Genomic DNA, 20,986 nt, shown 5'->3' on the forward strand with positions numbered 1-20,986 from the left:
CAGACCCGACAGAGCCAAGGAAGCCCCATGACCACGATGACCACGACCTTCCCCACCCCGCTGTCCGGTGACAACGGCTCCGAAACCCCCGCCGGCAAGCCGTCGCGCAAGACGGCGACCATCACCTCGATCCATGCGCTGCGGGCGACGATGCCGGAAACCGGCGTGCGCGGCCTGCTGTTGGGCGGCTTCCTGGTCCTGGCGGTCGGCTTCGGCGGCATGACCGGCTGGGCGGCGGTGGCTCCGCTGCACAGCGCGATCAGCGCGTCGGGCTCGCTGGCGCCGGAAACCGGCCGCAAGGTGGTGAAGAACACCGAGGGCGGCGTCATCAGCGCCATCCTGGTCCATGAGGGCGACCGCGTCGAAGCCGGTCAGGTCCTGATGCGGCTGGACAACACCGAGGCGCAGACCCGCCTGGACATGCTGAACGCCGCGCTGTTCGACACGCTGGCCTCCGAAGCGCGCCTGTCGGCCGAGCTGTTCGAGAAGCCCGCCATCGAATGGCCGGCCGAACTGACCGCCCGCCGCGGCAAGGAGCCGGCGGTCGACAACGCCATGCTTAACCAGGAAAAGCTGTTCCAGGTCCGCCGCAACCAGCTGGAGACCGAGGCCAAGCTGACCCAGGACCGCATCGCCACGCTGGGCGACGAGGTGAGGAGCCTGGAGCAGCAGCGCGCCTTCCTGAACCGCGAGATCAAGCTGTCGGACGAGGACATCCAGATCACCCAGGGACTGCTGGACCGCGGCAACTCCACCCGTACCAAGCTGGTGGCGGCGCAGAAGGAGAACGCGCAGCTCCACGCCCAGGACCACGAGCTGGAAGCCCGCATGTCGCAGTCGCGCCAGCAGGCGGTCGACGCCCAGGGCGACCTGGTCCGCCGTCGCAGCGACTTCCGCGAAAAGGTGCTGGTCGAGCTGGACAAGGCGCGCGGCGACGCCCAGAAGCTGGCCGAGCAGATCCGCGACGCCAAGAACCGCCTGGACAACCGCACCATCAAGGCGCCGGACGCCGGCAACGTCGTGATGTACGGCCACCCGGCCGTCGGCGGCACCATCACCGCCAACGAACCGGTGCTGGACATCGTCCCCGACGACAAGGCCCTGCTGGCCGAGGTCCGCATCCAGCCGAAGGACATCAAGTCGATGGCCGTCGACCTGCCGGTGAAGGTGCAGCTGACCGCCTATGACAGCCGCGTCGTCGGCACCATCGACGGCACCGTGTCCTACGTCTCGGCCGACCGCCTGACCGACAACGCCACCCGTCAGGAATATTATCTGGCCCGCATCCGCCTGAAGGACGCCGACAGCCACGAGGTCCGCAACCTGAAGATCAAGGCCGGCATGCCGGTGGAAGCCCGCATCGTGCTCTCCGCCCGCACCCCGCTGGACTATCTGATCCAGCCGCTGCGCCAGTCCTATGTGAAGGCGTTCATCCAGGAGTGACGGCGGCACCCGAAGCCATCCCCCGCCAAAACGCAAAAAGCCCCCGGCCATCCGGCCGGGGGCTTTTTCTTTACCCAAGTTCCTCAGCTGCGCCCCGGCCGCAGGTCCGGCTTCGGCGGCACGGGCAGCGGCTCCGGCATCTGGATCGCTTCCGTCTGCTCCCGCGTGCGGCGGGATGCCGCACGGTCCTCGGCGAGGCGGTCCATCGCCTGCTGGCGCTGCGCCTCGGTGCTCAGATCGGTCGGGCGCGGCGGGACCGTACCCAGATTGGGGTAATCGGTGCGCTCCCCGGTCATGCCGCGGATGGGCGACGAATTGTCGCTGACCGGCGAGGGCTCGCCGGTGACGGCCCCCAGAAGGCCGGTGTCCAGCGCCCGGTCGCTGCAGGCCGACAGCCCGAAAACCATTGGCATCGCTACGATTAGCGCGCCGACCGCCCGCCCGGCCGCCGCGATGCCCCGAACGCTGTCCTGACTGCCCGTCACCATCATCCTTCCCCGTGTCTGGCCGCCACGCCACACTTGTGCGACGATCCGCGAAATGAAATGTTCACATCAGCGGTGTATGAGAGGTCCAGGATTTCTCCCGCACCGCACCAGATGGCCGGACCGCCGCACGCAACCAACAGCGACATGGTGCAGACCCCCCAGAATTCATCGCCCGCAAGCCTGTATAGCCGCCCGTCCGCAAGGCCCAAAGCCCAATCTGGCGCAAGCCGGGCCATGAGGACCAAGGTGGTCGACACGATGTGACCGAGACGACGCGACACCCGCCCAAAGAAGAAGGACCGTGCTCATGGCCGAGACCAAGGCCCCCCCCCAGGCTTCCACCCCGGCTTCCCCCCAGGTGCCCGACGTCAAGCTGCCCGACCCGGTCGAGATGTCGCGGGCGATGACCCGCATCGCCGAGCAGAGCCAGCGGCTGGTCTCCGAGTTCCTCGCGCGCCAGGCCTCCGACGGCGCCGGCCCGAAGAGCCCGGATCCGATGGGCGTCGGCCATGCCTTCCTCGAGATGACCACCCGCATGATGGCCGACCCGGCCAAGCTGATGCAGGCGCAGATGTCGCTGTGGCAGGATTACCTGACCCTGTGGCAGCGCACCACCCAGCGCTTCTTCGGGCAGGAGACGCAGCCGGTCATCGCGCCGGCCAAGGACGACCGCCGCTTCAAGGACGCCGCCTGGGACGAGAACACGCTGTTCGACTTCATCAAGCAGTCCTACCTGCTGAGCGCCCGGTGGATGCAGTCGACCGTCAATCAGGTCGACGGGCTGGACGACCACACCGCCAAGAAGGTCGATTTCTACACCCGCCAGTTCGTCGACGCGATGGCGCCCTCCAACTTCGTCATGACGAATCCGGAGGTGCTGCGCGCGACCATCGAGAGCGGCGGCGAGAATCTGGTCAAGGGGCTGGAGCATCTGCTGAAGGACCTGGAGCGCGGCAAGGGCGAGCTGCGCATCTCCATGACCGACTACGACGCCTTCCAGTTGGGCAAGAACATCGCGGTCACGCCGGGCAAGGTCGTCTTCCAGACCAGCCTGATGCAGCTGATCCAGTACACGCCGACCACGCCGGACGTGAACAAGCGCCCGCTGATGATCGTGCCGCCCTGGATCAACAAGTTCTACATCCTCGACCTGCGCGAGAAGAACAGCTTCATCAAGTGGGCGGTCGACCAAGGCCACACCGTCTTCGTCCTGTCCTGGGTCAACCCGGACGAGACGCTGGCGGCCAAGGGCTTCGAGGACTACATGGTCGAAGGCCCGCTGGCGGCGCTGGACGCCATCGAGAAGGCGACCGGCGAGAAGGACGTGAACGCCATCGGCTATTGCCTGGGCGGCACGCTGCTGGCCTCCACGCTGGCCTACATGGCGGCCAAGAAGGACGACCGCATCAAGTCGGCCACCTTCTTCACCACCATGCTGGACTTCACCGAGGCCGGTGAACTGTCGGTCTTCATCGACGAGGAGCAGCTGACCTTCATCGAGGGGCAGATGGCCGAGCAGGGCTATCTCGACGGCTCCAAGATGGCGACCACCTTCAACATGCTGCGCGCCAACGACCTGATCTGGTCGTTCGTCGTCAACAACTACCTGCTGGGCAAGGACCCGTTCCCGTTCGACCTGCTGTACTGGAACGGCGACAGCACCCGCATGCCGGCGGCGATGCACAGCTTCTATCTGCGCAACATGTACCAGAAGAACATGCTGGCGCAGCCGGGGGCGGTGACGCTGAAGGGCGTGCCGATCGACCTCGGCAAGGTCAAGGTCCCGACGCTGTTCCTGTCGGCGCGCGAGGACCACATCGCGCCGTGGAAGAGCACCTACAGCGGCGCCCAGCTGTTCAGCGGCCCGGTGAAGTTCGTGCTCGGCGCCTCGGGCCACATCGCCGGCGTCGTCAACCCGCCGGCGGCCAACAAGTACTGCTACTGGACCAGCGACAAGCTGGCCAAGACCTCCGACGAGTGGCTGGAGAAGGCGACCCAGACCCCCGGCTCCTGGTGGCCGGAATGGAACAAGTGGGTCGGCCAGTACGCCAACGGCAAGGTTCCCGCCCGCCAGCCCGGCGACGGCGCCCTGCCCGCCCTGGAAGACGCGCCGGGGTCCTACGTCAAGGTCAAGAACGGGTAAGGCAGAGTTCGGCCGCTTATCCCTACGGAAAACCCCCGCCCTTCCCGGCGGGGGTTTTCCTTTCCGGTCCAATCCGATAGTGTTACGCACGCGCACGTTAAGGGTTTGTTTGCCCTTTTCACGCCACCTAAGGCCTGCGCACATTCGCACGCCCCGGGGATCCGCCGTTCATGCCATCCGACGCCCAGACAGGAATGATGGGAGCCGCCGCGGCGGCGATGGCGAACGCCGAACCGGTCAAGCTCGCCGAACGCTACGAAATCCAGCCGGGCGCGCCGATCCCGCTGCTGAACGCCGTCGGCGGCAATGCCTTCACAGCCAAGGCGCTGCGCGAAAAGCGGATCGAACCCTTCGCCATCATCTGCCATGGCTCGATCCTGCCGCGGATGGATATCTGCTCCACCGTCGGCAGTCTCGACAACGCCACCCACATGCGGCTGCTCGACTGGGGGCTGGTGGACTGGCCGCAGGACCGCGGGCGGCGCTATTGCCTGGTGTTCGAACGGCCGGGCGGCAAGCGGCTGATGGGGTCGCTGACCGACACGCTGGACCCGATGCCGGAAGACCAGCTGACCCGGCAGATCATCCACCCGCTGGTCTCGGCGCTGAAGGAGCTGTCGAGCCGCGGCGTCGTCCATGGCGCGATCCGCCCGACCAACCTGTTCTACCGCGATCTCGCCGGCGGCGGGCTGATGCTGGGCGATTGCGTGTCGGCCCAGCCCGGCTACGGCCAGCCGGTCCTGCTGGAGACGATCGAGCGCGGCATGGCCAACCCGGCCGGGCGCGGCACCGGCACCATGGCGGACGACCTCTATTCGCTGGGCGTCACCCTGCTGATCCTGGCGCTCGGCCGCAACCCGCTGTCCGGCCTGGACGACGAGGCGGTGCTGCAGGCGAAGCTGGAGCGCGGATCCTATCCGGCGCTGGTCCAGCAGCACCGGCTGCCGCTGGCGATCAACGAGGTGGTGCGCGGCCTGCTGGTGGACGATCCCAAGCAGCGCTGGACCCTGAACGACCTCGACCTGTGGGTGGCCGGCCGCCGGCTCAGCCCGAAACAGCCGCAGATTTCCCGCCGCGCCGCCCGGCCGCTGGAATTCCAGGGGTCGGAATACTGGCATTGCCGCACGCTGGCCCGCGCCTTCGCCCGCCATGCCCCCGCCGCCGCCTCCGTCATCGAAAGCGGGGAGCTGGACAAGTGGCTACGCCGGTCGATGGGCGACGACGTGCGGGCGGAGGCGGTCAACAACGCCATCCAGACCGCCTCCAGCGGCAAGGGCGGCACCCAGGGCGACCGGCTGGTGGCCCGCGTCTGCATCGCGCTCGACCCGGCCGCCCCCATCCGCTACCGCGGCCGGGCGATGATGCCGGACGGCATCGCCACCATGCTGGCCGACGCCTTCATGCGCGGCGAATCCCCCCAGGCGGTGGCGGAGGTGATCGCCAACCAGCTGCCGATGTTCTGGGTCAATGTCCAGACCGACTTCAAGCCGGAATTCGTGCCGCTGGTGCAGAGCTTCGACCAGCTGCGCGGCTTCCTCGACCGCTCCAGCCATGGGCTGGGGGTGGAGCGGGTGCTGTACGAGATGAACCCGACCATGCCCTGCATGAGCAGCCTGGTCGCCAAGCAGCTGCCGACCAACCCGGCGGAGCTGCTGCGGGCACTGGACTGGATCGCCGCGGGGGGCGAGCGGCACAAGGACCCCATCGACCGCCAGATCGCCGCCTTCCTGGGCGCCCGCCACAAGCGCGGCGACGAGCTGCTCTACACCCAGCTCGGCAGCGGGGTGGAGCCGATGCGGCGCATCATCGCCATGCTGACCATCCTGTCCGACATCCAGGCCCGCACCGGGGTCGATGGGCTGACCCATCTGGCCAGCTGGGTGGTGGCTCTGCTCGACCCCGCCTTCCGCCGCTTCCACAACCGGCCCCAGCAGCAGGAGGTGCGCAAGATGGCGGACGCCGCCGCGCACAACGGCCGGCTGACCGAGCTGCTGAAGGTGGTCGATGATCCCGACGCGCTGCGCCGCGACCGGCTGGAATTCGAAGCGGCGCAGATCGCCTATCGCGAGGCCGATGCGGAGATGGACAAGATCCGCCACACCATCGCCGACCGCAATTCCATCATCGAAACTTCGGGCCGGCAGGTCGCCGCCATCGCGTCCAGCCTGCTGTCGACCGTGCTGGTCGCCGGCATCATCCTGTTCTTCGCCTTCTGACCGGATCGCATAAAGTCAATCGACGGGAGGATCGCCATGGCGCGCAAGAAGAAGAAAAAGGGCGGCGGCCTCACGCTGATCCTGCTGATCATCCCGGCGGCGCTGATCGTGCTGCCGACCACCATCCTGTTCGGCATCGGCATGATCCCGACCATCGTCGCCTATGTCGTCGACCGCGATCCCGACAAATCGGCGCCGATCACCGTCGGCGGGCTGAATTTCTGCGGCTGCATGCCCTTCGCCATCGACCTGTGGAAGCACCAGCACACCATCGGCGCCGCCGCGAAGGTGTTCGCCGACCCGCTGGCCTGGCTGGTGATGTACAGCGCCGCCGCCGTCGGCTGGGGCCTCTATTACGGCATCCCGCCGCTGGTCGCCGGGATGGAGGTCACCCGCGCCGAAAAGCGGGTGGAGGTGCTGAAGCAGAAGAAGGTGGCGCTGGTCCAGGAATGGGGGCCGGACGTCGCCGGCGATTATTTCGACGAGTCCGGCGGCATGGAGCCCGACGCCGAGATGGAAGGCGCCTGACCCTCAACCGGTGGAATCGACCGCCGGATAATCGGTGTAGCCCGCCGCCCCGCCGCCGAACAGGCTGTCGGCGCGAAACTCCGCCAGCGGCAGGCCGCGGCGCAGGCGCTCCGGCAGGTCCGGGTTGGCGACGAAAGGCCGGCCGAAGGCGACCATATCGACCAGCCCGGCCTCCAGCAGCGCCTCCGCCCGCTCCACCGTATAGCGTCCGGCAACGATGATGGTGCCGCGGAAGCGCTCGCGCCAGACCTTGCGCCACTCCATCGGCAGGGGCGTGCCGTTGTCCCAGTCATCCTCGGCGAAATGCAGCCGCGCGACGCCCAGCGCATCCAGCCGCTCGACCACCCGGGTGAACAGGCCGTAGGGATCGCCGTCGCTCATCCCCTTCAGCGTGATCAGCGGCGACAGGCGCACGCCGGTGCGTTCCGCCCCGATGGCGGCGGTCACCGCCTCCACCACCTCGGTCAGGAAACGCAGGCGGTTGTCCACCGACCCGCCATAGCGGTCGGTCCGCCGGTTGCTGCCGTCGCGCAGGAACTGTTCGATCAGATAGCCGTTGGCGGCATGCAGTTCGACCCCGTCGAATCCGGCGGCAACCGCATTCGCGGCGGCGGCGGCGAACCGGCTGACGGTCGCGGCGATCTCCGCCCCGTCCATCTCCCGCGGCTCGACGCAGGGCACCATCCCGCCGGTCCCGTCCGGCCCCACCGCCCAGATCGCGGTGTCCGCCGGAAGGATGGCCGAGGGAGCCGGCGGCTTCGCCCCGCCATGGAACATGGGATGCGACACCCGCCCGGTGTGCCACAGCTGCGCGACGATGCGCCCGCCGCGCCGGTGCACGGCATCGGTGACGGCGCTCCAGGCGGCGATCTGCGCGGGCGTGTAAATCCCCGGCGTCCGCGAGTAGCCCTTGGCGCCGGGACCGATCTGGGTCGCCTCGGTCACGATCAGCCCGGCGCCGGCCCGTTGCGCGTAATAGGCCGGGGCGAGATCCGACGGCACCTCGTCCTCGCCGGCGCGGGCACGGGTCATCGGCGCCATCACGATGCGGTTGGACAGCTCCAGACCGCCCAGCCGGTAGGGGGAGAACAGGGATCCGCTCACAGCAAGCCTCCGCCATCGACGTCGATCACCGATCCGGTGACGAAACCCGTGGTCATCGCGAACAGGAAGGCCGCAGCCACCTCCTCCGCGCGGCCGACACGGCCGACCGGCAGCCCGTCGCCGACCTTCGCATAGAAGGCGTCGCGCCCGGCCGGTGGGATGGCCCGCCAGTTCTCCGTCGCCGTCACGCCCGGCGACACCACATTGACCCGCAGCGGCGCCAGTTCCTTCGCCAGGGACTTGCCCAACGCCTCGACGGCGGCGTTCATCACCGTCTTGGCCAGCGACCCGACGCTCGCCTTGCGCGACAACAGGCCGGAGGTCAGCGTCACCGACCCGTCCCGCGCCAGATGCGGCAGCGCCGCCTGGACCGCGTCGGCCGCACCCCACAGCTTCACCTCGAAAGCCCGCCGGGCGGCGGAGAGGTCGAGTTGCGCAAAGGCCGGGGAGCCGATTTGCGGCCCTGCGGTCACCACCAGATGGTCGAGGCTGCCGACGCTGCGGAACAGGGCGTCCAGGCTGCCGCGGTTGCCCAGGTCGGCGGCCAGCCCCTCGACCCCCAAAGCCTCGGCGGCGATGCGGGTCCTCACCGCATCATGGCCGGCGATGACCACCCGCGCCCCCTGCCCGCGCGCCGCGGCGGCCACCGCCCGGCCGATGCCGGAGCCGCCGCCGATGACGACCACGCTGCGATCCGCCAGCGATGCCGCACCCGCCGCTTTTTCGTTCCTGTCCATGATGCCCGCCCTCACTGCGTGACGATGCCGAGCTGCCGCAGCAGCGTCAGGTTGTCTTCCAGATGCCAGTTCTCTGCGATGCGGCCGTCCGCGACGCGGTAGAGGTCGAAGGCCTGGAAATCGACCGTCTGGCCGCTGCCCTGGGCCTCGCCGAAGCGCCCGGTGAAATGGCCGCGGAAGCGCAGATGCACCGCCACCCGGTCGCCGTCCGCCACCATGTCCTCGATCGCGGCGGTCAAATCGGGGACCGCGGCGCGGAAGGCGCGGGAGGCCTGCAACGGCCCGTCGATGCCCTGCGGACGACCCGGCGGCAGCGTGCGGTCGGTGAAGCCCGGCGCCAGCGCGGCGCGGGCAAAGGCTTCGTCCCCGTTGTTCCAGAAGGCGGCATAGCGGCGCGCGGCCAACACGGTCGGCGATGCGGCATTGCCGGCCAGATGGGCGGGCTGCGGCAATGCCTCTGCCGCCCGCCCCTGCCCCATCGGCACGGAAGCGGCGGCCAAAGCGATGAAAAGCGACAGCGCACCGCCGGCGATCCGCCGTCTTGGTCTGGTGGCGATCGGGTCTGTCATGGGAAAATCTCCGGAGGCCGGACGGCGTTTGCCGTCCCTCTTGCCTTGAACCCGATTGTGTCCCTCGGCACCCCGGCAGATAATCCCAGGAGTTTTTGACATATTGCCAATTGGGATTTGACAATGATCGCGCTCGACGACCTTCGCCTGCTGCTTGCCGTCGCGGAGCATGGCAACCTGTCGGCGGCGGCGCGGCAGCTCGGCCTGCTGCCGGCGACGGCCAGCGCGGCGCTGAAGCGGATCGAGCAGGCGCTGGGCGCCCGCCTGTTCGAACGCTCGACGCGCAGCGTCCGCCCGACCGATGCCGGCGCCGCCTATCTCGCCAGTTGCCGGCAGGCGCTGGAACAGCTGGATGCGGCGGCCGAACGGCTGGCCGGCGACCGCAGCCGCTTTGCCGGGCCGGTGCGGCTGGCGGCGCCGTCGGACTTCGGCCGGACGGTCCTGCGCCCGTGGCTCGACGAGTTCCACGACCGGCATCCGGCCATCCGCATCACCCTGCTGCTGGGCGATCATCTGGCCGACCTGCTGCGCGACGACCTCGACTGCGCGCTGCGCTATGGCGCCCTGCCGGATTCCGCCTTCGTCCGGCGGCGGATGGCGCCGTCGCGCCGGGTGCCGGTGGCCTCGCCCGCCTATCTGGAGGCGCACGGCACCCCCGCCGTGCCGGAGGATCTGCGCGGCCACCGCTGCCTCGTGCTGCTGCGCGGCCGGGAGCCGCTGAACCGCTGGCGCTTCGCCGGGCCGGCGGGCGAACGCAGCATCGTCTTGGAGGCCGACCGCGCCACCGACGACGGCGCCGTGCTGCGCGACTGGGCGCTGGCCGGCTGCGGCATCGCCCACAAATCCTGGCTGGATGTCGCGGCCGACGTCACCGCCGGACGCCTGCGCCCGCTGCTGACGGACTGGAGCGACGAGGACACCCCGCTCCAGCTCCTGTTCGCCTCCGGCCGCCGCCGCCCCTTGCGGGTCGACGCGCTGGCCGACCATCTGGCCGGCCGGATCGCCGCCTATGCCGCCGCCCATCCATTTTCCGCCCGCTGACGAGACTCGACCATCGGTGGCCTTGCAACCTTGTTCCTCGCCGGTGCATGATCGGCGGCGAAGGTCGCAAGGTCGGCCATGAGGTTCGGATGTTCAGCGTCAGCCAGGATGAAGCCGCCGCAATCCAGAAGGCGTTTCACGAGAGCGGCGAGTGGGCGGCGGTCGCAGAGTTGCGGCGGCATTTTCACATTCAGGACAATGTGAACGCCCTGAACGCCGTGCGGTCCATCGTGCGATGGGCGCAGCCTTTGCAACCGCCGCAGCCGGCGCCCGCTTCTCCCGCCTGACGCAACCCGTTTGAAATGTCTCAGCCGATCAGGCCTGCCACCGTCCGCGCCACCTCGGCATGGATGGAGTCCTGCTGCTTGAAGCCCTCCGCCGTCTGGGTCAGGTAGCAGGCGACCAGCAGCGGCGCACGGCCCTCCGGCCAGACGATGGCGATGTCGTTGGCGGTGCCGTTGGTGCCGGTCCCCGTCTTGTCCCCCACCCGCCAGCCGGCCGGCAGCCCGGCGCGCAGGCGTTTGTCGCCGGTCTTGTTGGCGACCATCCAATCGATCAGCTGCCGGCGGGAGTCCGGCCGCAGCACGTCGCCGACCAGGATCCGCTCCATGCTGCGCACCATGGCGGCCGGCGTGGTGGTGTCGCGCGGATCGCCGGGGATGGCGGTGTTCAGCGTCGGTTCGTTGCGGTCCAGCCGGGTGGTCTTGTCGCCGATGCCCCGCATGAAGGCGGTGAGGCCGGCCGGGTTGCCGATACCCGGCAGCAGCAGGTTGGCCGCGACATTGTCGCTGAGCGTCATCGCCGCCTCGCACAGTTCGGCCACCGTCGGCGGCGTGCCGTTCAGCCGGGTTTCGGCGAAGGGCGCATAGGGCACCAGATCGGCCTTGGTCACCGGAATCCGCCGGTCCAGCCGGTCCTTGCCCTGGTCCACCGTCTTCAGGATGGCGGCAGCCAATAGAAATTTGAAGGTGCTGCACATCGGGAACCGCTCGTCCCCGCGCCAGCCATGCAGCTTGCCGTTTGCGGTATCGAGCACCGCGACACCGAGCCGGCCGCCGCTGCGCGCCTCCAGCTCCGTCATCTTCCCGGCCAGCGCATCGCTGTTAGACGCGCTGCCGACCTTGTTTTTGCTGCTTTCCGCAGCCTGCGCCCCGGCCGCCGACAGCAGCAGAACCCCGCCCGTCGCCGCCAGGAATCTCCGTCTTCCGATCATCTCCAACCCCGCTTTCCGCTGTTGCGATGGCCGGACGATAGAAAGCCGGAAGTGCGCGAACAAACGAGCTTTCCTCGCGGAAGACCAAAATTAAACTTATGCCTTGCTTCGGCGGCCCCGTGGCAGGCTATGGGCCGCTGCGGATGTGGGAGGGAACAGGCCGATGCCTTTGCGTCAGGAGATGGAAACGGACCGCTTCGAGGCGACGGCCGAGGACGGCAGCACCCATGCCGTGGTCGAGACGACCAGCTTCATCCAGATGGTGACCTTCCGCGGCCCCGCCGGCTGGGTTCCGGAAGGCAAGAGCTATCGCCTGGACGGCGGCGAGGCGGTGGAGCAGACACCGGACGGCGGCTTCCGCATCGCCACGTCGGGACTGTCGCTGCGGCGGATCGCCTGAGTCGCCATGCGGCCGACAAATCCCTTGAACCGGTGGGGACAGCAGGTATTTTAGATTAAGCTAATTTTGCGATTTCCGGTATCAGGATGGTCCAGGCGATGACCTCAACGCTGGGCGACTCAACTCTCGACACCGCCGATTTCGGGGCCGCCGATTTCGAAGCGCGCGCCGCGGAGGCGGAGGGCTTCCTGCGCTCCATCGCCAGCCGCCACCGGCTGATGATCCTGTGCAGCCTTCTGGAGGGCGAGATGCAGGTGGGCGAGCTGGTGCGCCGCCTCGGCCTGTCGCAATCCAACCTGTCCCAGCATCTCGCCAAGCTGCGCGAGGAGGGGCTGGTCGCCACCCGCCGACAGGGCACCGCGATCCATTACCGCATCGGGTCCGACCGGGTGCGCCCGATCCTGGGCGACCTCTACCACCTGTTCTGCGCGTCGGGAGATTCAGAGGCGTAGGGACCTCCCTCTCCCACCCCGGGAGAGGGCATTTATCTCCCCTCACGTCCCCACCAGTTCCCCGACCACCACGGCCTTTTCCTCCACCCTCTCCCCCCGCTGCGGCGGCAGGGTGGGCGCGTCGCCGCGCAGCACGACGTAGATGGCCGGGATCACCAGCACGGTCAGCAGCGTGGAGCTGAGCAGCCCGAACAGCAGCGAGATCGCCAGCCCCTGGAAGATCGGGTCGGTCAGGATGAAGGCGGCGCCGATCATCGCGGCCACCGCCGTCAGCAGGATCGGCTTGAAGCGGATCGCCCCGGCCTCCAGCACCGCCTCGCGCACGCTCATCCCGCGCTCCCGCAGGTGACGGATGAAGTCCACCAGCAGGATGGAGTTGCGGACGATGATGCCGGCCAGCGCGATGAAGCCGATCATCGAGGTCGCGGTGAAGGCCGCGCCGAACAGCCAGTGGCCGAGCACGATGCCGATCAGCGTCAGCGGCACCGGCACCAGGATCACCAGCGGAAGCTTGAAGCTGCCGAACTGCCCGACCACCAGCAGATAGATGCCGAGGATCGCCACGCCGAAGGCCGCCCCCATGTCGCGGAAGGTGACATAGGTGATCTCCCATTCGCCCTCCCACAGCAGCGCCGGCTTGCTCTGGTCCTCGGGCTGGCCGTGCAGCAGGATTTCCGGCTCCGCACCCAGACCGGCGGCCTTCCAATCGACCTGCTTCAAGCGGTCCTGCACCGCCAGCATGCCGTAAATCGGCGCCTCGAACCGGCCGGCGAGGTCGGCCATCACCATCTCGGCATAGCGGCCGTTGCGGCGGAACAGCGGGTAGGAGGCCGGCTCCCGCGTCATGGTGACAAGATCGCCCAATTCCACGGTGCCGCGCGCGCCCGGCACCGGGGTGGCCAGGATGCGTTCCGACAGGAACAGGCCGGATTTCGGCAGCTGCACCGCGATCTCGATGGGATTGCGCCCGGCGCCGCGGTGGGAATAGCCGACCGGCACGCCGCCGACCAGCGCCTGCAGCGTGTCGTAGACCGCCTGTTCCTCGACGCCGTTGAACTCCAGGCTTTCATGGTCGAGCGCGAAGCGCAGCCGCTCGCCGGGCGGACGGACGGTGTTGTCGACATCGACGATGAAGTCGACGCTGCGGAAGGCGTCCTCGACGATGTGCGCCGCCTTCTGCCGCGTCGCCGCGTCGGGGCCATAGACCTCGACCAGCAGGGTGGAGAGCACCGGCGGGCCGGGCGGCACCTCGACCACCTTGACCGTCGTGCCGTCCGGCACCGCCACGGATTTCAGCCGGGCGCGGACGTCGAGTGCGATCTCGTGGCTGCTGCGGCTGCGCTCGCCCTTCGGCGCGAGGTTCACCTGCAGGTCGCCCTGCTCCGGCTGGTCGCGCAGGTAGTAATGCCGGACCAGACCGTTGAAGTTGAAGGGAGAGGCGGTGCCGCTGTAGGCCTGGACGCTCTCCAGTTCCGGCAGATCGGCGATCGCCCGCGCCGCGGTCAGCAGCACGCGCTCGGTCTCCTCCGGCGAGGCGCCGCGCGGCAGATCGACGACGACCTGCAGTTCCGACTTGTTGTCGAAGGGCAGCAGCTTCACCGCCACGTCCTTGGTGTAGAAGAGCGTGGTCGAGGCGAGCGTCGCGACGCCGACCACCAGCAGGAAGGTCCAGGCCCGCCGCTTGCTGCGGATCAGCGGACGCGCCACCGCCAGATACATCCGTCCCAGCGCGCCGCCGCCCTCATGGCCTCCACCATGATCGCCGCCATGCCCCGCAGCCGGCGTCTCGCTGGGGCGCAGCTTCACCATCAGCCAGGGGGTCAGAACCATGGCGACGAAGAAGCTGAACACCATCGCCGCGGAGGCGTTGGCGGGAATCGGGCTCATGTACGGCCCCATCAGGCCGGACACGAACATCATCGGCAGCAGGGCGGCGATGACGGTCAGCGTGGCGACGATGGTGGGGTTGCCGACCTCGGCCACCGCCTCGATGGCGGCCTGCACCTTGGACCGGCCGTCCTTCATCGCCCAATGCCGGTCGATGTTCTCGACCACGACGATGGCGTCGTCCACCAGGATGCCGATGGAGAAGATCAGGGCGAACAGGCTGACCCGGTTGATGGTGTAGCCCATCAGCCAGGACGCGAACATGGTCAGCAGGATGGTCGTCGGGATGACGATCAGCGTCACAATGCCCTCGCGCCAGCCGATGGCCAGCACGATCAGCGCGACGATGGTGACGGTGGCGAGCGCCAGATGGAACAGCAGCTCGTTCACCTTCTCGTTGGCGGTCTCCCCGTAATTGCGGGTGACGGTCAGCGTCAGTCCCTTCGGCAGCGACTCCTTCTCGATGGCGTGGACGCGCTCCAGCACCCGTTCGGCGATGGTGACGGCGTTGGCGCCGGCCCGCTTGGCGATGGCGAGGGTGACGGCCGGCGTGCGGACCAGCCCGCCCTTGCCGTCCGGCGTCATCGTCCAGGCCATGCTGTCGTCGGGCCGCGAGCCGACGACGATGTCGGCCACGTCCTTGACATAGACCGGGCGTCCGTCGCGGGTGGTCACCAGCAACAGGCCGATGTCGGCGGTGCCCTGCAAGGTCTGGCCCGCCACCACCGGCAGGCTGCCGCCCTGCGCCCGCACCGAGCCGACGATGAAGGACCGGTTGGCGTTCTTCACCTTGTCGACCAGCTGGTTCAGCGTCACTCCGAACAGCGCCAGCTTTTCCGGGTCGGGTTCCACCCGGATCTGGTCGGGCCGGCCGCCGACGATATAGCTCTTGCCGACATCCTCGACCTGGACCAGCTGGGCCAGCAGTTCGTCGGCGACGCCGTGCAGCGCGGTGTCGGTCCAGCGCCCCGCCTCGTCCGGCTTGGGCGCCAGCGTCAGGGTCAGGATCGCCACGTCGTTGATGCCGCGCCCGACGATCAGCGGTTCGGGAATGCCGAGCGGGATGCGGTTCATGTTGGCGCGCACCTTCTCGTGCACGCGCAGGATGGCATCGTCGGACGAGGTGCCGACCAGGAAGCGGGCGGTCACCACCACCCGGTCGTCCATGGTCTGGCTATAGGTGTGCTCGACCCCGTCGATGCCCTTGACGATCTCCTCCAGCGGCTTGGTCACCAGCTCGACCGCATCGTCGGCCTTCAGCCCGTCGGCGCGGACCAGGATGTCCACCATCGGCACGCTGATCTGCGGCTCCTCTTCGCGCGGCAGCGACATCAGCGCGACGGCGCCGACCACCAGCGAGGCCAGCAGCAGCAGGGGGGTCAGGGGCGAGCGGATGAAGGTCCGCGTCAACACCCCGGAAATGCCGAGCTTCATCACACGCCCTCCGGCCGGACGATCACGTCGCCCGGCTTCAATCCCGACAGCACCTCGATCCCGCCGGGCTGGCCGTCCAGCGCGGGGATCGGCCCGCCGACCTGGACCGGCGTTTCGCTGCCGTCGGCCAGCCGCAGGAAATCGGTGCCGAAGCGGCGGACGATCCAGTCCGGCGGCACCACGATGGCCTGCCGCGTGCCGGTCGCCACATAGACGCGCACCCGTTCACCGACGAAGAAGTCGCCCAGCCCGGTGACGGTGGCGTCGGCGACCACCTGCCCGCCCGACAGTTCGGGATAGACCTGCCGCACGGTGCCGCGCTTCAGCGCGGTATCATTTGCCAACGCCGTGGCCTGCGGAGTGGCCGGCGCCAGCCCGCGGTTGCCGACCAGCACCGGGTCGCCTTCATGCATGAAGCGGGCATGGCGCTCCGGCAGGTGCAGGCGCAGCACGTAGGTCTCCGTGGCGATGCTCGCCACCGTCTCGCCGGGGACCACCACCGCGCCGTCGATCACCTTGACCTGCAAGATGCGGCCGTTGGCCGGGGCCAGCACCTCCCCCTCGCGCAGCTGCTGCTCGACCACCGCCCGCTCCGCCTTCATGGCGGCGATCTGGGCGCGGGCGACGTCCACCGCCGACTGCGCGTCGTCCAGCCGCTGCTGCGTGCCCGTCCCGCTCGCGCGCAGGCGCTGCGCCCGGTCCAGCTCCAGCTCGGCCTGATGCTGCTGCGCCTGCAAAGCCTGGATGCGGGCGTCCAGCGAGACGATCTGCAGGGGCAGCTTCGGGTCGCGGACGGTGGCGAGCAGCTGGCCGGTGGTGACCTTGTCCCCCTCCTTCACCTTCAGCTCGGCGATGGTGCCGCCGATGCGGGTGCGGGCCAGCGTCTCGTGGACGCTTTCCACCGTGGCGAAGACGGCCTTCAGATCCTCCACCGGGCGGGGCTGGATGGTGATGCTGGCCGGCACCTGCACCTCCGCCTGCGGGGCCGGCTGCTGGGCGTGCGACAGCGACGGGAAGCCGGCGACGCACAGCAGGGCCAGGGCGAGGGGGGCGGCCAGATGGGCTGGAGAGGATCGACGGGACATTGGGCCACCTCGGACGGGAGGAACGGACGGATAGGTGCGGCGGACGCCTGTTGACCTTTAATTTAGAGTACTCTAATTTAGTGTCAATGAATGATTCGGATGGCCGCCATATCCGCTCCGCGGCGCGCCTGCTGAAGGCGATCGCCAACGAACGGCGCCTTTCCATCCTCTGCCATCTGGCGCACGGGGAGATGTGCGTCGGCGCGCTCGTGGCCGCCATCGGTCTCAGCCAATCGGCCCTGTCGCAGCATCTGGCCCGGCTGCGCGCCGACGGCCTCGTCCGCACCCGGCGCAACGGGCATTCGATCGTCTACGCGCTGGCAAGTGCCGAGGCAGCCGCGGTGATCGGGGTGCTGCAGGGCTTCTACTGCGACGGGCCGCCGCCGGACCATTCGTCATCAACCCCTCCCTCTCCACCGGAGACACGGACATGAGCATCGATCGTATCGTGATGGCCTTCGCCGGGACCATGATCCTGGTCAGTCTGGCGCTGTCGCAACTGCATAGCCCGCAGTGGCTCTGGCTGACCGCCTTCGTCGGCGCCAACCTGCTGCAGGCCTCCTTCACCGGCTTCTGCCCGCTGGCGATGATCCTGAAGCGGCTGGGCGCGCGCTCCGGCGTCGCCTTCTCCTGAGGGAGCGGCGGCGCACATCTTCCACAAACGCAAGGCCCGCCGGTCGATCCGTCGAGATGACCGAGAAGAAGGCCTGCCTTAGGAGAGGAAACAGCAATGGCGCATATCGTCGTCCTGGGGGCGGGCATCGGGGGCATCCCGATGGCCTACGAAATGAAGGAACTGGCACGGCCGGGCGACCGGATCACCGTCGTGTCGAACAGCGACAGCTTCCAGTTCGTGCCGTCCAACCCCTGGGTGGCCGTGGGCTGGCGCAAGCGGGAGGACATCACCGTCCCGCTTGCCGAGCCTTTCGCCCGCAAGGGCATCGCCTTCACCCCCGTCGGCTGCCGTCAGGTGCGGCAGGAGGAGAACCGGCTGGAACTGAACGACGGCACCAGCCTCGACTACGACCATCTCGTGATCGCCACCGGCCCCGAACTGGCCTTCGACGAGATCGAGGGTTTCGGTCCGCGGGCCAACACCATCTCCATCTGCCATGTCGACCATGCGGTGGAGGCGGCCGAGCGGTGGGAGGCGTTCTGCCGCGACCCCGGCCCGCTGGTGATCGGCGCGGTGCAGGGCGCCTCCTGCTTCGGCCCGGCCTATGAGTTCGCGATGATCGCCGACGCCGACCTGCGGCGCCGGAAGATCCGCCACAAGGTCCCCATCACCTTCATCAGTTCGGAACCCTATGTCGGCCATCTCGGGCTGGGCGGCGTCGGCGACACCAAGGGGCTGCTGGAATCGGCGCTGCGCGAGCGTCACATCAAGTGGATCGTCAACGCCCGCACCGACCGTTTCACCCCCGACGCCGTGCATGTCACGGAGATGGACGAGAACGGCCGGGAGAAGGCGGCGCATGTGGTCGAAAGCCGCCTGACCATGATGCTGCCGGCCTTCCGCGGCATCGCCGCCCTGCGCGGTGCGGAGGGGCTGGTCAACCCGCGCGGCTTCGTCCTGGCCGACAAGCACCAGCGCAACCCGACCCACCGCAACGTCTTCGGCGTCGGCGTCTGCATCGCCATCCCGCCGGTGGAAAAGACGCCGGTGCCGGTCGGCGTGCCGAAGACCGGCTATATGATCGAAACGATGGTCACCGCCGCCGCCCGCAACATCCGCTCCCTGCTCGACGGCAAGGAGCCGGTGGAGGAAGCGACCTGGAGCGCGCTGTGCCTCGCCGATTTCGGCGACAGCGGCGTCGCCTTCATCGCCATGCCGCAGATTCCGCCGCGCAACGTCAACTGGTCGTCGCATGGACGCTGGGTCCATTTCGCCAAGATCGGGTTCGAGCGCTATTTCCTGCGCAAGGTCCGCAAGGGCATCAGCGAACCGGTGTACGAACGCTATGTGCTGAAGCTGCTCGGCGTGAAGCGGGTGCAGGAGCCGGCGACCACCGACGTGTGATGCCGAGAGGAGGTGGGCGCGGTTTCCGCTGGCGCGGCCAGGGCGGTTGAGGCCATGCTCCCGGAAATGCCGGACACCGGTCGATCCGGTGTCCGCACTTCAGGGAGACAGAGCATCGTGACCGCGCCCTTCATCCTCTACGGCAACGTGAATTCCCAGCCCGCGACCCGCATCGCGCTGTTCTTCCGGCTGGGCAACATTCCGTTCCAGTACCGCCATGTCGACCTGCGCAACGGCCAGCAGAAATCGCCCGAGTATCAGGCGATCAACCGCTTCGGCCGGGTGCCGACGCTGGTGCATGGCGACCGGTCGATTTCCGAATCCAGCGTGATCCTGCAATATCTGGCCGAACAGACCGGCCAGTTCGGCGGCCGTGACGATCTCGAAAAGATCCGCCTCGCCGAGTGGCTGAGCTGGCTGGCCGACGTGCTGCTGCCGGTCCAGCGCGCCCGCGCCGTGCGCAAGTTCAACGGCGATGCCAACGCCCTGCCCTGGATCGACGCCTCGGCGGCCAGCGGCATGAAGCTGTTCGACCAGCATCTGGCCGGCCGCAGCTTCATCGAGGGCGAGCGGCTGACCATCGCCGACATCTTCGCCTTCCCCTGGATCGACCTGCTGAATGAATCGGGGATCGACGCCAAGGACTACCCCAATGTCCGGGCCTGGGCCGACCGCTTCCGCGCCCAGCCGGGCTACAAGCCGCAGTACGAGCTGATGCCGCAGGCGGACGCGGAGTGCTGAGGGCGGTATTCTTGCGGAGTTAGACCCCCACCTATCCTCCCCCGCCCAGCGGGGGAGGGTTAGGGTGGGGGTCTAACTTCGCACCCACTCACCCCCGAACGTCGTCGATCACCTTGCCGTCGTTCGCCAGGCTCCCCGGCACCACGAACTCCACCGCCCCCTTCAGCTTGGTCACCGACGCCAGCGTCTCGCGGATGGCGGCGGACAGTGCCTCGCCGGTTTCCTCCGCTTCGCAGCGAAGGGTCATCGTGTCGCTGGCATCCTGCCGCCCCACCACCAGACGGGCGCGGCCGATCTGGGGATGGCGGCGCAGCACTTCGGCCACTTGGCTCGGGTGGACGAACATGCCCTTGACCTTGGTGGTCTGGTCGGCGCGGCCCATCCAGCCCTTCAGCCGCATGTTGGTCCGGCCGCAGGGGCTGGTCCCCGGCAGCACCGCCGACAGGTCGCCGGTGGCGAAACGGATCAGCGGATAGGCCGGGTTGAAGATGGTCACCACCACCTCGCCGACCTCGCCGTCGGGAACCGGGTCGCCGGTGCCGGGGCGGACGATCTCCACGATGCAGCCCTCGTTCACCACCAGCCCGGACCGCGCCTCAGTCTCATAGGCGACGATGCCGAGATCCGCGGTGCCGTAGCATTGGTAGACCTCCAGCCCGCGCGCCTCGTAGAAGGCGCGGGCGTCGGGCAGATAGGGGCCGCCCGACACGCTGGCGATGCGGATCGACGACACGTCCAGCCCCAGCGCGTCGCCCTTCTCCAGGATGATCTTCAGGAAGTCGGGCGTGCCGATGTAGCCGCGCGGCTTCAGGCTGGCGACGACCTGGGCCTGCATCTCGGTGTTGCCGGTGCCGGCGGGGATGACGGCGCAGCCGACGGCGTGCGCCCCGGTCTCGAACATCGAGCCGGCGGGGGTCAGGTGATAGGCGAAGCAGTTGTGGGCGAGATCGCCGGCGCGGAAGCCGGCGGCGAACAGCGCGCGGGCGCTGCGCCAGGGATCGGCGCCATGCGGCTCCGGATCGTGGATCGGGCCGGGGGAGGCGAAGACGCGGGCCAGCCGGCCGATCTCCACCGCCGCCAGACCGCCGAAGGGCGGGCTCTCCTGCTGCAAGGCGATCAGGTCGGACTTCCGCGTCACCGGCAGGGTGGCCAGCGCGTTGCGGTCGTGGATCGACGCCGGGTCGATGTCGGCCAGCAGCCGGCGGAAATAGGGCGCCGCGTCCTTGGCGTGGTGCAGATGGACGGGCAGCGCCGCGAACTGCTCGGCCTCGCGCCGGTCGGAGGAACGGGTTTCGAGGTCGTCGTAGAAATCGGTCATGGTCGTTCGTCCGTTCAGGGGTCGGCCGATCATCGCCAGTTTTGCCCCCTCCCCATCCCTCCCCCGCTCCGCGGGAGAGGGGGCAGGACGCTCGCAGGAGTGTCGCAAAGGAGTGGCGGCAGTCCCCTCTCCCGCAAAGCGGGGGAGGGTAAGGGAGGGGGCATCGA

Annotated in this window: 20 protein-coding genes; 12 read left to right on the plus strand and 8 right to left on the minus strand. The window is 68.7% G+C overall.

Going from position 1 to position 20,986, the window contains the following annotated elements; genetic code table 11:
• The first annotated feature begins 27 nt into the window (after positions 1-27).
• Positions 28-1,443, plus strand: a complete 1,416-nt coding sequence (locus FZ938_RS19770; RefSeq protein ID WP_149200161.1) for an HlyD family type I secretion periplasmic adaptor subunit — start codon at positions 28-30, stop codon at positions 1,441-1,443.
• Positions 1,444-1,526: 83 nt separating this feature from the next.
• Here the strand turns inward: FZ938_RS19770 and FZ938_RS19775 are convergent, their stop codons facing one another.
• Positions 1,527-1,931, minus strand: coding sequence for a hypothetical protein (locus FZ938_RS19775; RefSeq protein WP_149200267.1), 405 nt, complete (start codon positions 1,929-1,931; stop codon positions 1,527-1,529).
• 307 nt (positions 1,932-2,238) lie between these two features.
• Here FZ938_RS19775 and FZ938_RS19780 point away from each other — a divergent pair, with 307 nt between their 5' ends.
• The 3 genes from FZ938_RS19780 to FZ938_RS19790 all read left to right on the plus strand — a co-directional run bounded on the left by FZ938_RS19780 (position 2,239) and on the right by FZ938_RS19790 (position 6,818).
• The gene (locus FZ938_RS19780; RefSeq protein WP_109157371.1) at positions 2,239-4,074 is read left to right on the plus strand and encodes a PHA/PHB synthase family protein; all 1,836 of its coding nucleotides are present in this window, start codon (positions 2,239-2,241) and stop codon (positions 4,072-4,074) included.
• A 170-nt stretch (positions 4,075-4,244) separates the two neighbouring features.
• Positions 4,245-6,290, plus strand: a complete 2,046-nt coding sequence (locus FZ938_RS19785; RefSeq protein WP_246458023.1) for a protein kinase family protein — start codon at positions 4,245-4,247, stop codon at positions 6,288-6,290.
• Between the two features lie 36 nt (positions 6,291-6,326).
• The gene (locus FZ938_RS19790; protein ID WP_109152802.1) at positions 6,327-6,818 is read left to right on the plus strand and encodes a hypothetical protein; all 492 of its coding nucleotides are present in this window, start codon (positions 6,327-6,329) and stop codon (positions 6,816-6,818) included.
• Positions 6,819-6,821: 3 nt separating this feature from the next.
• Here FZ938_RS19790 and FZ938_RS19795 read toward each other — a convergent pair whose 3' ends face one another.
• The 3 genes from FZ938_RS19795 to FZ938_RS19805 are packed head-to-tail and all read right to left on the minus strand — an operon-like array spanning position 6,822 to position 9,228.
• On the minus strand, positions 6,822-7,922 hold the full coding sequence (locus tag FZ938_RS19795; protein WP_149200162.1) for an alkene reductase: 1,101 nt from the start codon (positions 7,920-7,922) through the stop codon (positions 6,822-6,824).
• Complete coding sequence (locus tag FZ938_RS19800) at positions 7,919-8,659, minus strand: SDR family oxidoreductase (protein WP_149200163.1); 741 nt, start codon at positions 8,657-8,659, stop codon at positions 7,919-7,921. The genes FZ938_RS19795 and FZ938_RS19800 overlap by 4 nt, the downstream gene beginning before the upstream one ends.
• An 11-nt stretch (positions 8,660-8,670) precedes the next feature.
• Positions 8,671-9,228, minus strand: coding sequence for an ester cyclase (locus FZ938_RS19805; protein WP_149200164.1), 558 nt, complete (start codon positions 9,226-9,228; stop codon positions 8,671-8,673).
• Positions 9,229-9,351: 123 nt separating this feature from the next.
• Between FZ938_RS19805 and FZ938_RS19810 the strand changes: the two genes are divergently transcribed.
• The gene (locus FZ938_RS19810; protein WP_149200165.1) at positions 9,352-10,269 is read left to right on the plus strand and encodes a LysR family transcriptional regulator; all 918 of its coding nucleotides are present in this window, start codon (positions 9,352-9,354) and stop codon (positions 10,267-10,269) included.
• Positions 10,270-10,316: 47 nt separating this feature from the next.
• Positions 10,317-10,556 (plus strand): hypothetical protein, encoded by a 240-nt coding sequence (locus tag FZ938_RS19815; protein WP_149200166.1) that lies wholly within the window; start codon positions 10,317-10,319, stop codon positions 10,554-10,556.
• Positions 10,557-10,576: 20 nt separating this feature from the next.
• Here the strand turns inward: FZ938_RS19815 and bla are convergent, their stop codons facing one another.
• Complete coding sequence (gene bla, locus FZ938_RS19820; RefSeq protein ID WP_149200167.1) at positions 10,577-11,482, minus strand: class A beta-lactamase; 906 nt, start codon at positions 11,480-11,482, stop codon at positions 10,577-10,579.
• A gap of 163 nt (positions 11,483-11,645) precedes the next feature.
• Here bla and FZ938_RS19825 point away from each other — a divergent pair, with 163 nt between their 5' ends.
• Together FZ938_RS19825 and FZ938_RS19830 are read left to right on the plus strand one after the other, a co-directional pair.
• Entirely contained in the window at positions 11,646-11,882 is a 237-nt protein-coding gene (locus tag FZ938_RS19825) for a hypothetical protein (RefSeq protein WP_149200168.1), read from the plus strand.
• Between the two features lie 98 nt (positions 11,883-11,980).
• Entirely contained in the window at positions 11,981-12,334 is a 354-nt protein-coding gene (locus FZ938_RS19830; protein WP_149200169.1) for an ArsR/SmtB family transcription factor, read from the plus strand.
• 42 nt (positions 12,335-12,376) lie between these two features.
• Here FZ938_RS19830 and FZ938_RS19835 read toward each other — a convergent pair whose 3' ends face one another.
• Positions 12,377-15,655 (minus strand): efflux RND transporter permease subunit, encoded by a 3,279-nt coding sequence (locus FZ938_RS19835; RefSeq protein ID WP_149200170.1) that lies wholly within the window; start codon positions 15,653-15,655, stop codon positions 12,377-12,379.
• On the minus strand, positions 15,655-16,740 hold the full coding sequence (locus FZ938_RS19840; RefSeq protein WP_149200171.1) for an efflux RND transporter periplasmic adaptor subunit: 1,086 nt from the start codon (positions 16,738-16,740) through the stop codon (positions 15,655-15,657). Before FZ938_RS19840 ends, FZ938_RS19835 begins: the two co-directional genes overlap by 1 nt.
• Before the next feature lie 86 nt (positions 16,741-16,826).
• On the opposite strand from FZ938_RS19840, the gene FZ938_RS19845 reads away from it, so the two are divergent.
• From FZ938_RS19845 to FZ938_RS19860, 4 genes are all read left to right on the plus strand, one after another.
• Positions 16,827-17,174 carry an ArsR/SmtB family transcription factor gene (locus FZ938_RS19845; RefSeq protein WP_149200172.1) on the plus strand — a complete coding sequence of 116 codons (348 nt, stop codon included), beginning with the start codon at positions 16,827-16,829 and terminating at the stop codon, positions 17,172-17,174.
• Positions 17,171-17,374: a YgaP family membrane protein gene (locus FZ938_RS19850; protein ID WP_109152792.1), complete on the plus strand. Its 204-nt coding sequence runs from the start codon at positions 17,171-17,173 to the stop codon at positions 17,372-17,374. Before FZ938_RS19845 ends, FZ938_RS19850 begins: the two co-directional genes overlap by 4 nt.
• Before the next feature lie 96 nt (positions 17,375-17,470).
• Entirely contained in the window at positions 17,471-18,760 is a 1,290-nt protein-coding gene (locus FZ938_RS19855) for an NAD(P)/FAD-dependent oxidoreductase (RefSeq protein ID WP_149200173.1), read from the plus strand.
• Positions 18,761-18,877: 117 nt separating this feature from the next.
• The gene (locus FZ938_RS19860) at positions 18,878-19,501 is read left to right on the plus strand and encodes a glutathione S-transferase family protein (RefSeq protein ID WP_149200174.1); all 624 of its coding nucleotides are present in this window, start codon (positions 18,878-18,880) and stop codon (positions 19,499-19,501) included.
• Between the two features lie 88 nt (positions 19,502-19,589).
• On the opposite strand, the gene FZ938_RS19865 is transcribed toward FZ938_RS19860, so the two are convergent.
• Positions 19,590-20,819 carry a phenylacetate--CoA ligase family protein gene (locus FZ938_RS19865; protein ID WP_149200175.1) on the minus strand — a complete coding sequence of 410 codons (1,230 nt, stop codon included), beginning with the start codon at positions 20,817-20,819 and terminating at the stop codon, positions 19,590-19,592.
• Between the last annotated feature and the right edge of the window lie 167 nt (positions 20,820-20,986).

This window comes from Azospirillum oryzae, from assembly GCF_008364795.1.
GTDB classification, from domain to species: Bacteria; Pseudomonadota; Alphaproteobacteria; order Azospirillales; family Azospirillaceae; genus Azospirillum; species Azospirillum oryzae.

Excerpts from the sequence above, each read along its gene's own strand:
- FZ938_RS19770 (WP_149200161.1), top strand. The coding sequence starts at position 28 with ATGACCACGATGACCACGACCTTCCCCACCCCGCTGTCCGGTGACAAC.
- FZ938_RS19775 (WP_149200267.1), bottom strand. The coding sequence starts at position 1,931 with ATGGTGACGGGCAGTCAGGACAGCGTTCGGGGCATCGCGGCGGCCGGG.
- FZ938_RS19780 (WP_109157371.1), top strand. The coding sequence starts at position 2,239 with ATGGCCGAGACCAAGGCCCCCCCCCAGGCTTCCACCCCGGCTTCCCCC.
- FZ938_RS19785 (WP_246458023.1), top strand. The coding sequence starts at position 4,245 with ATGCCATCCGACGCCCAGACAGGAATGATGGGAGCCGCCGCGGCGGCG.
- FZ938_RS19790 (WP_109152802.1), top strand. The coding sequence starts at position 6,327 with ATGGCGCGCAAGAAGAAGAAAAAGGGCGGCGGCCTCACGCTGATCCTG.
- FZ938_RS19800 (WP_149200163.1), bottom strand. The coding sequence starts at position 8,659 with ATGGACAGGAACGAAAAAGCGGCGGGTGCGGCATCGCTGGCGGATCGC.
- FZ938_RS19805 (WP_149200164.1), bottom strand. The coding sequence starts at position 9,228 with ATGACAGACCCGATCGCCACCAGACCAAGACGGCGGATCGCCGGCGGT.
- FZ938_RS19810 (WP_149200165.1), top strand. The coding sequence starts at position 9,352 with ATGATCGCGCTCGACGACCTTCGCCTGCTGCTTGCCGTCGCGGAGCAT.
- FZ938_RS19815 (WP_149200166.1), top strand. The coding sequence starts at position 10,317 with ATGATCGGCGGCGAAGGTCGCAAGGTCGGCCATGAGGTTCGGATGTTC.
- bla (WP_149200167.1), bottom strand. The coding sequence starts at position 11,482 with ATGATCGGAAGACGGAGATTCCTGGCGGCGACGGGCGGGGTTCTGCTG.
- FZ938_RS19825 (WP_149200168.1), top strand. The coding sequence starts at position 11,646 with ATGCCTTTGCGTCAGGAGATGGAAACGGACCGCTTCGAGGCGACGGCC.
- FZ938_RS19830 (WP_149200169.1), top strand. The coding sequence starts at position 11,981 with ATGACCTCAACGCTGGGCGACTCAACTCTCGACACCGCCGATTTCGGG.
- FZ938_RS19835 (WP_149200170.1), bottom strand. The coding sequence starts at position 15,655 with ATGAAGCTCGGCATTTCCGGGGTGTTGACGCGGACCTTCATCCGCTCG.
- FZ938_RS19840 (WP_149200171.1), bottom strand. The coding sequence starts at position 16,740 with ATGTCCCGTCGATCCTCTCCAGCCCATCTGGCCGCCCCCCTCGCCCTG.
- FZ938_RS19845 (WP_149200172.1), top strand. The coding sequence starts at position 16,827 with ATGAATGATTCGGATGGCCGCCATATCCGCTCCGCGGCGCGCCTGCTG.
- FZ938_RS19850 (WP_109152792.1), top strand. The coding sequence starts at position 17,171 with ATGAGCATCGATCGTATCGTGATGGCCTTCGCCGGGACCATGATCCTG.
- FZ938_RS19855 (WP_149200173.1), top strand. The coding sequence starts at position 17,471 with ATGGCGCATATCGTCGTCCTGGGGGCGGGCATCGGGGGCATCCCGATG.
- FZ938_RS19865 (WP_149200175.1), bottom strand. The coding sequence starts at position 20,819 with ATGACCGATTTCTACGACGACCTCGAAACCCGTTCCTCCGACCGGCGC.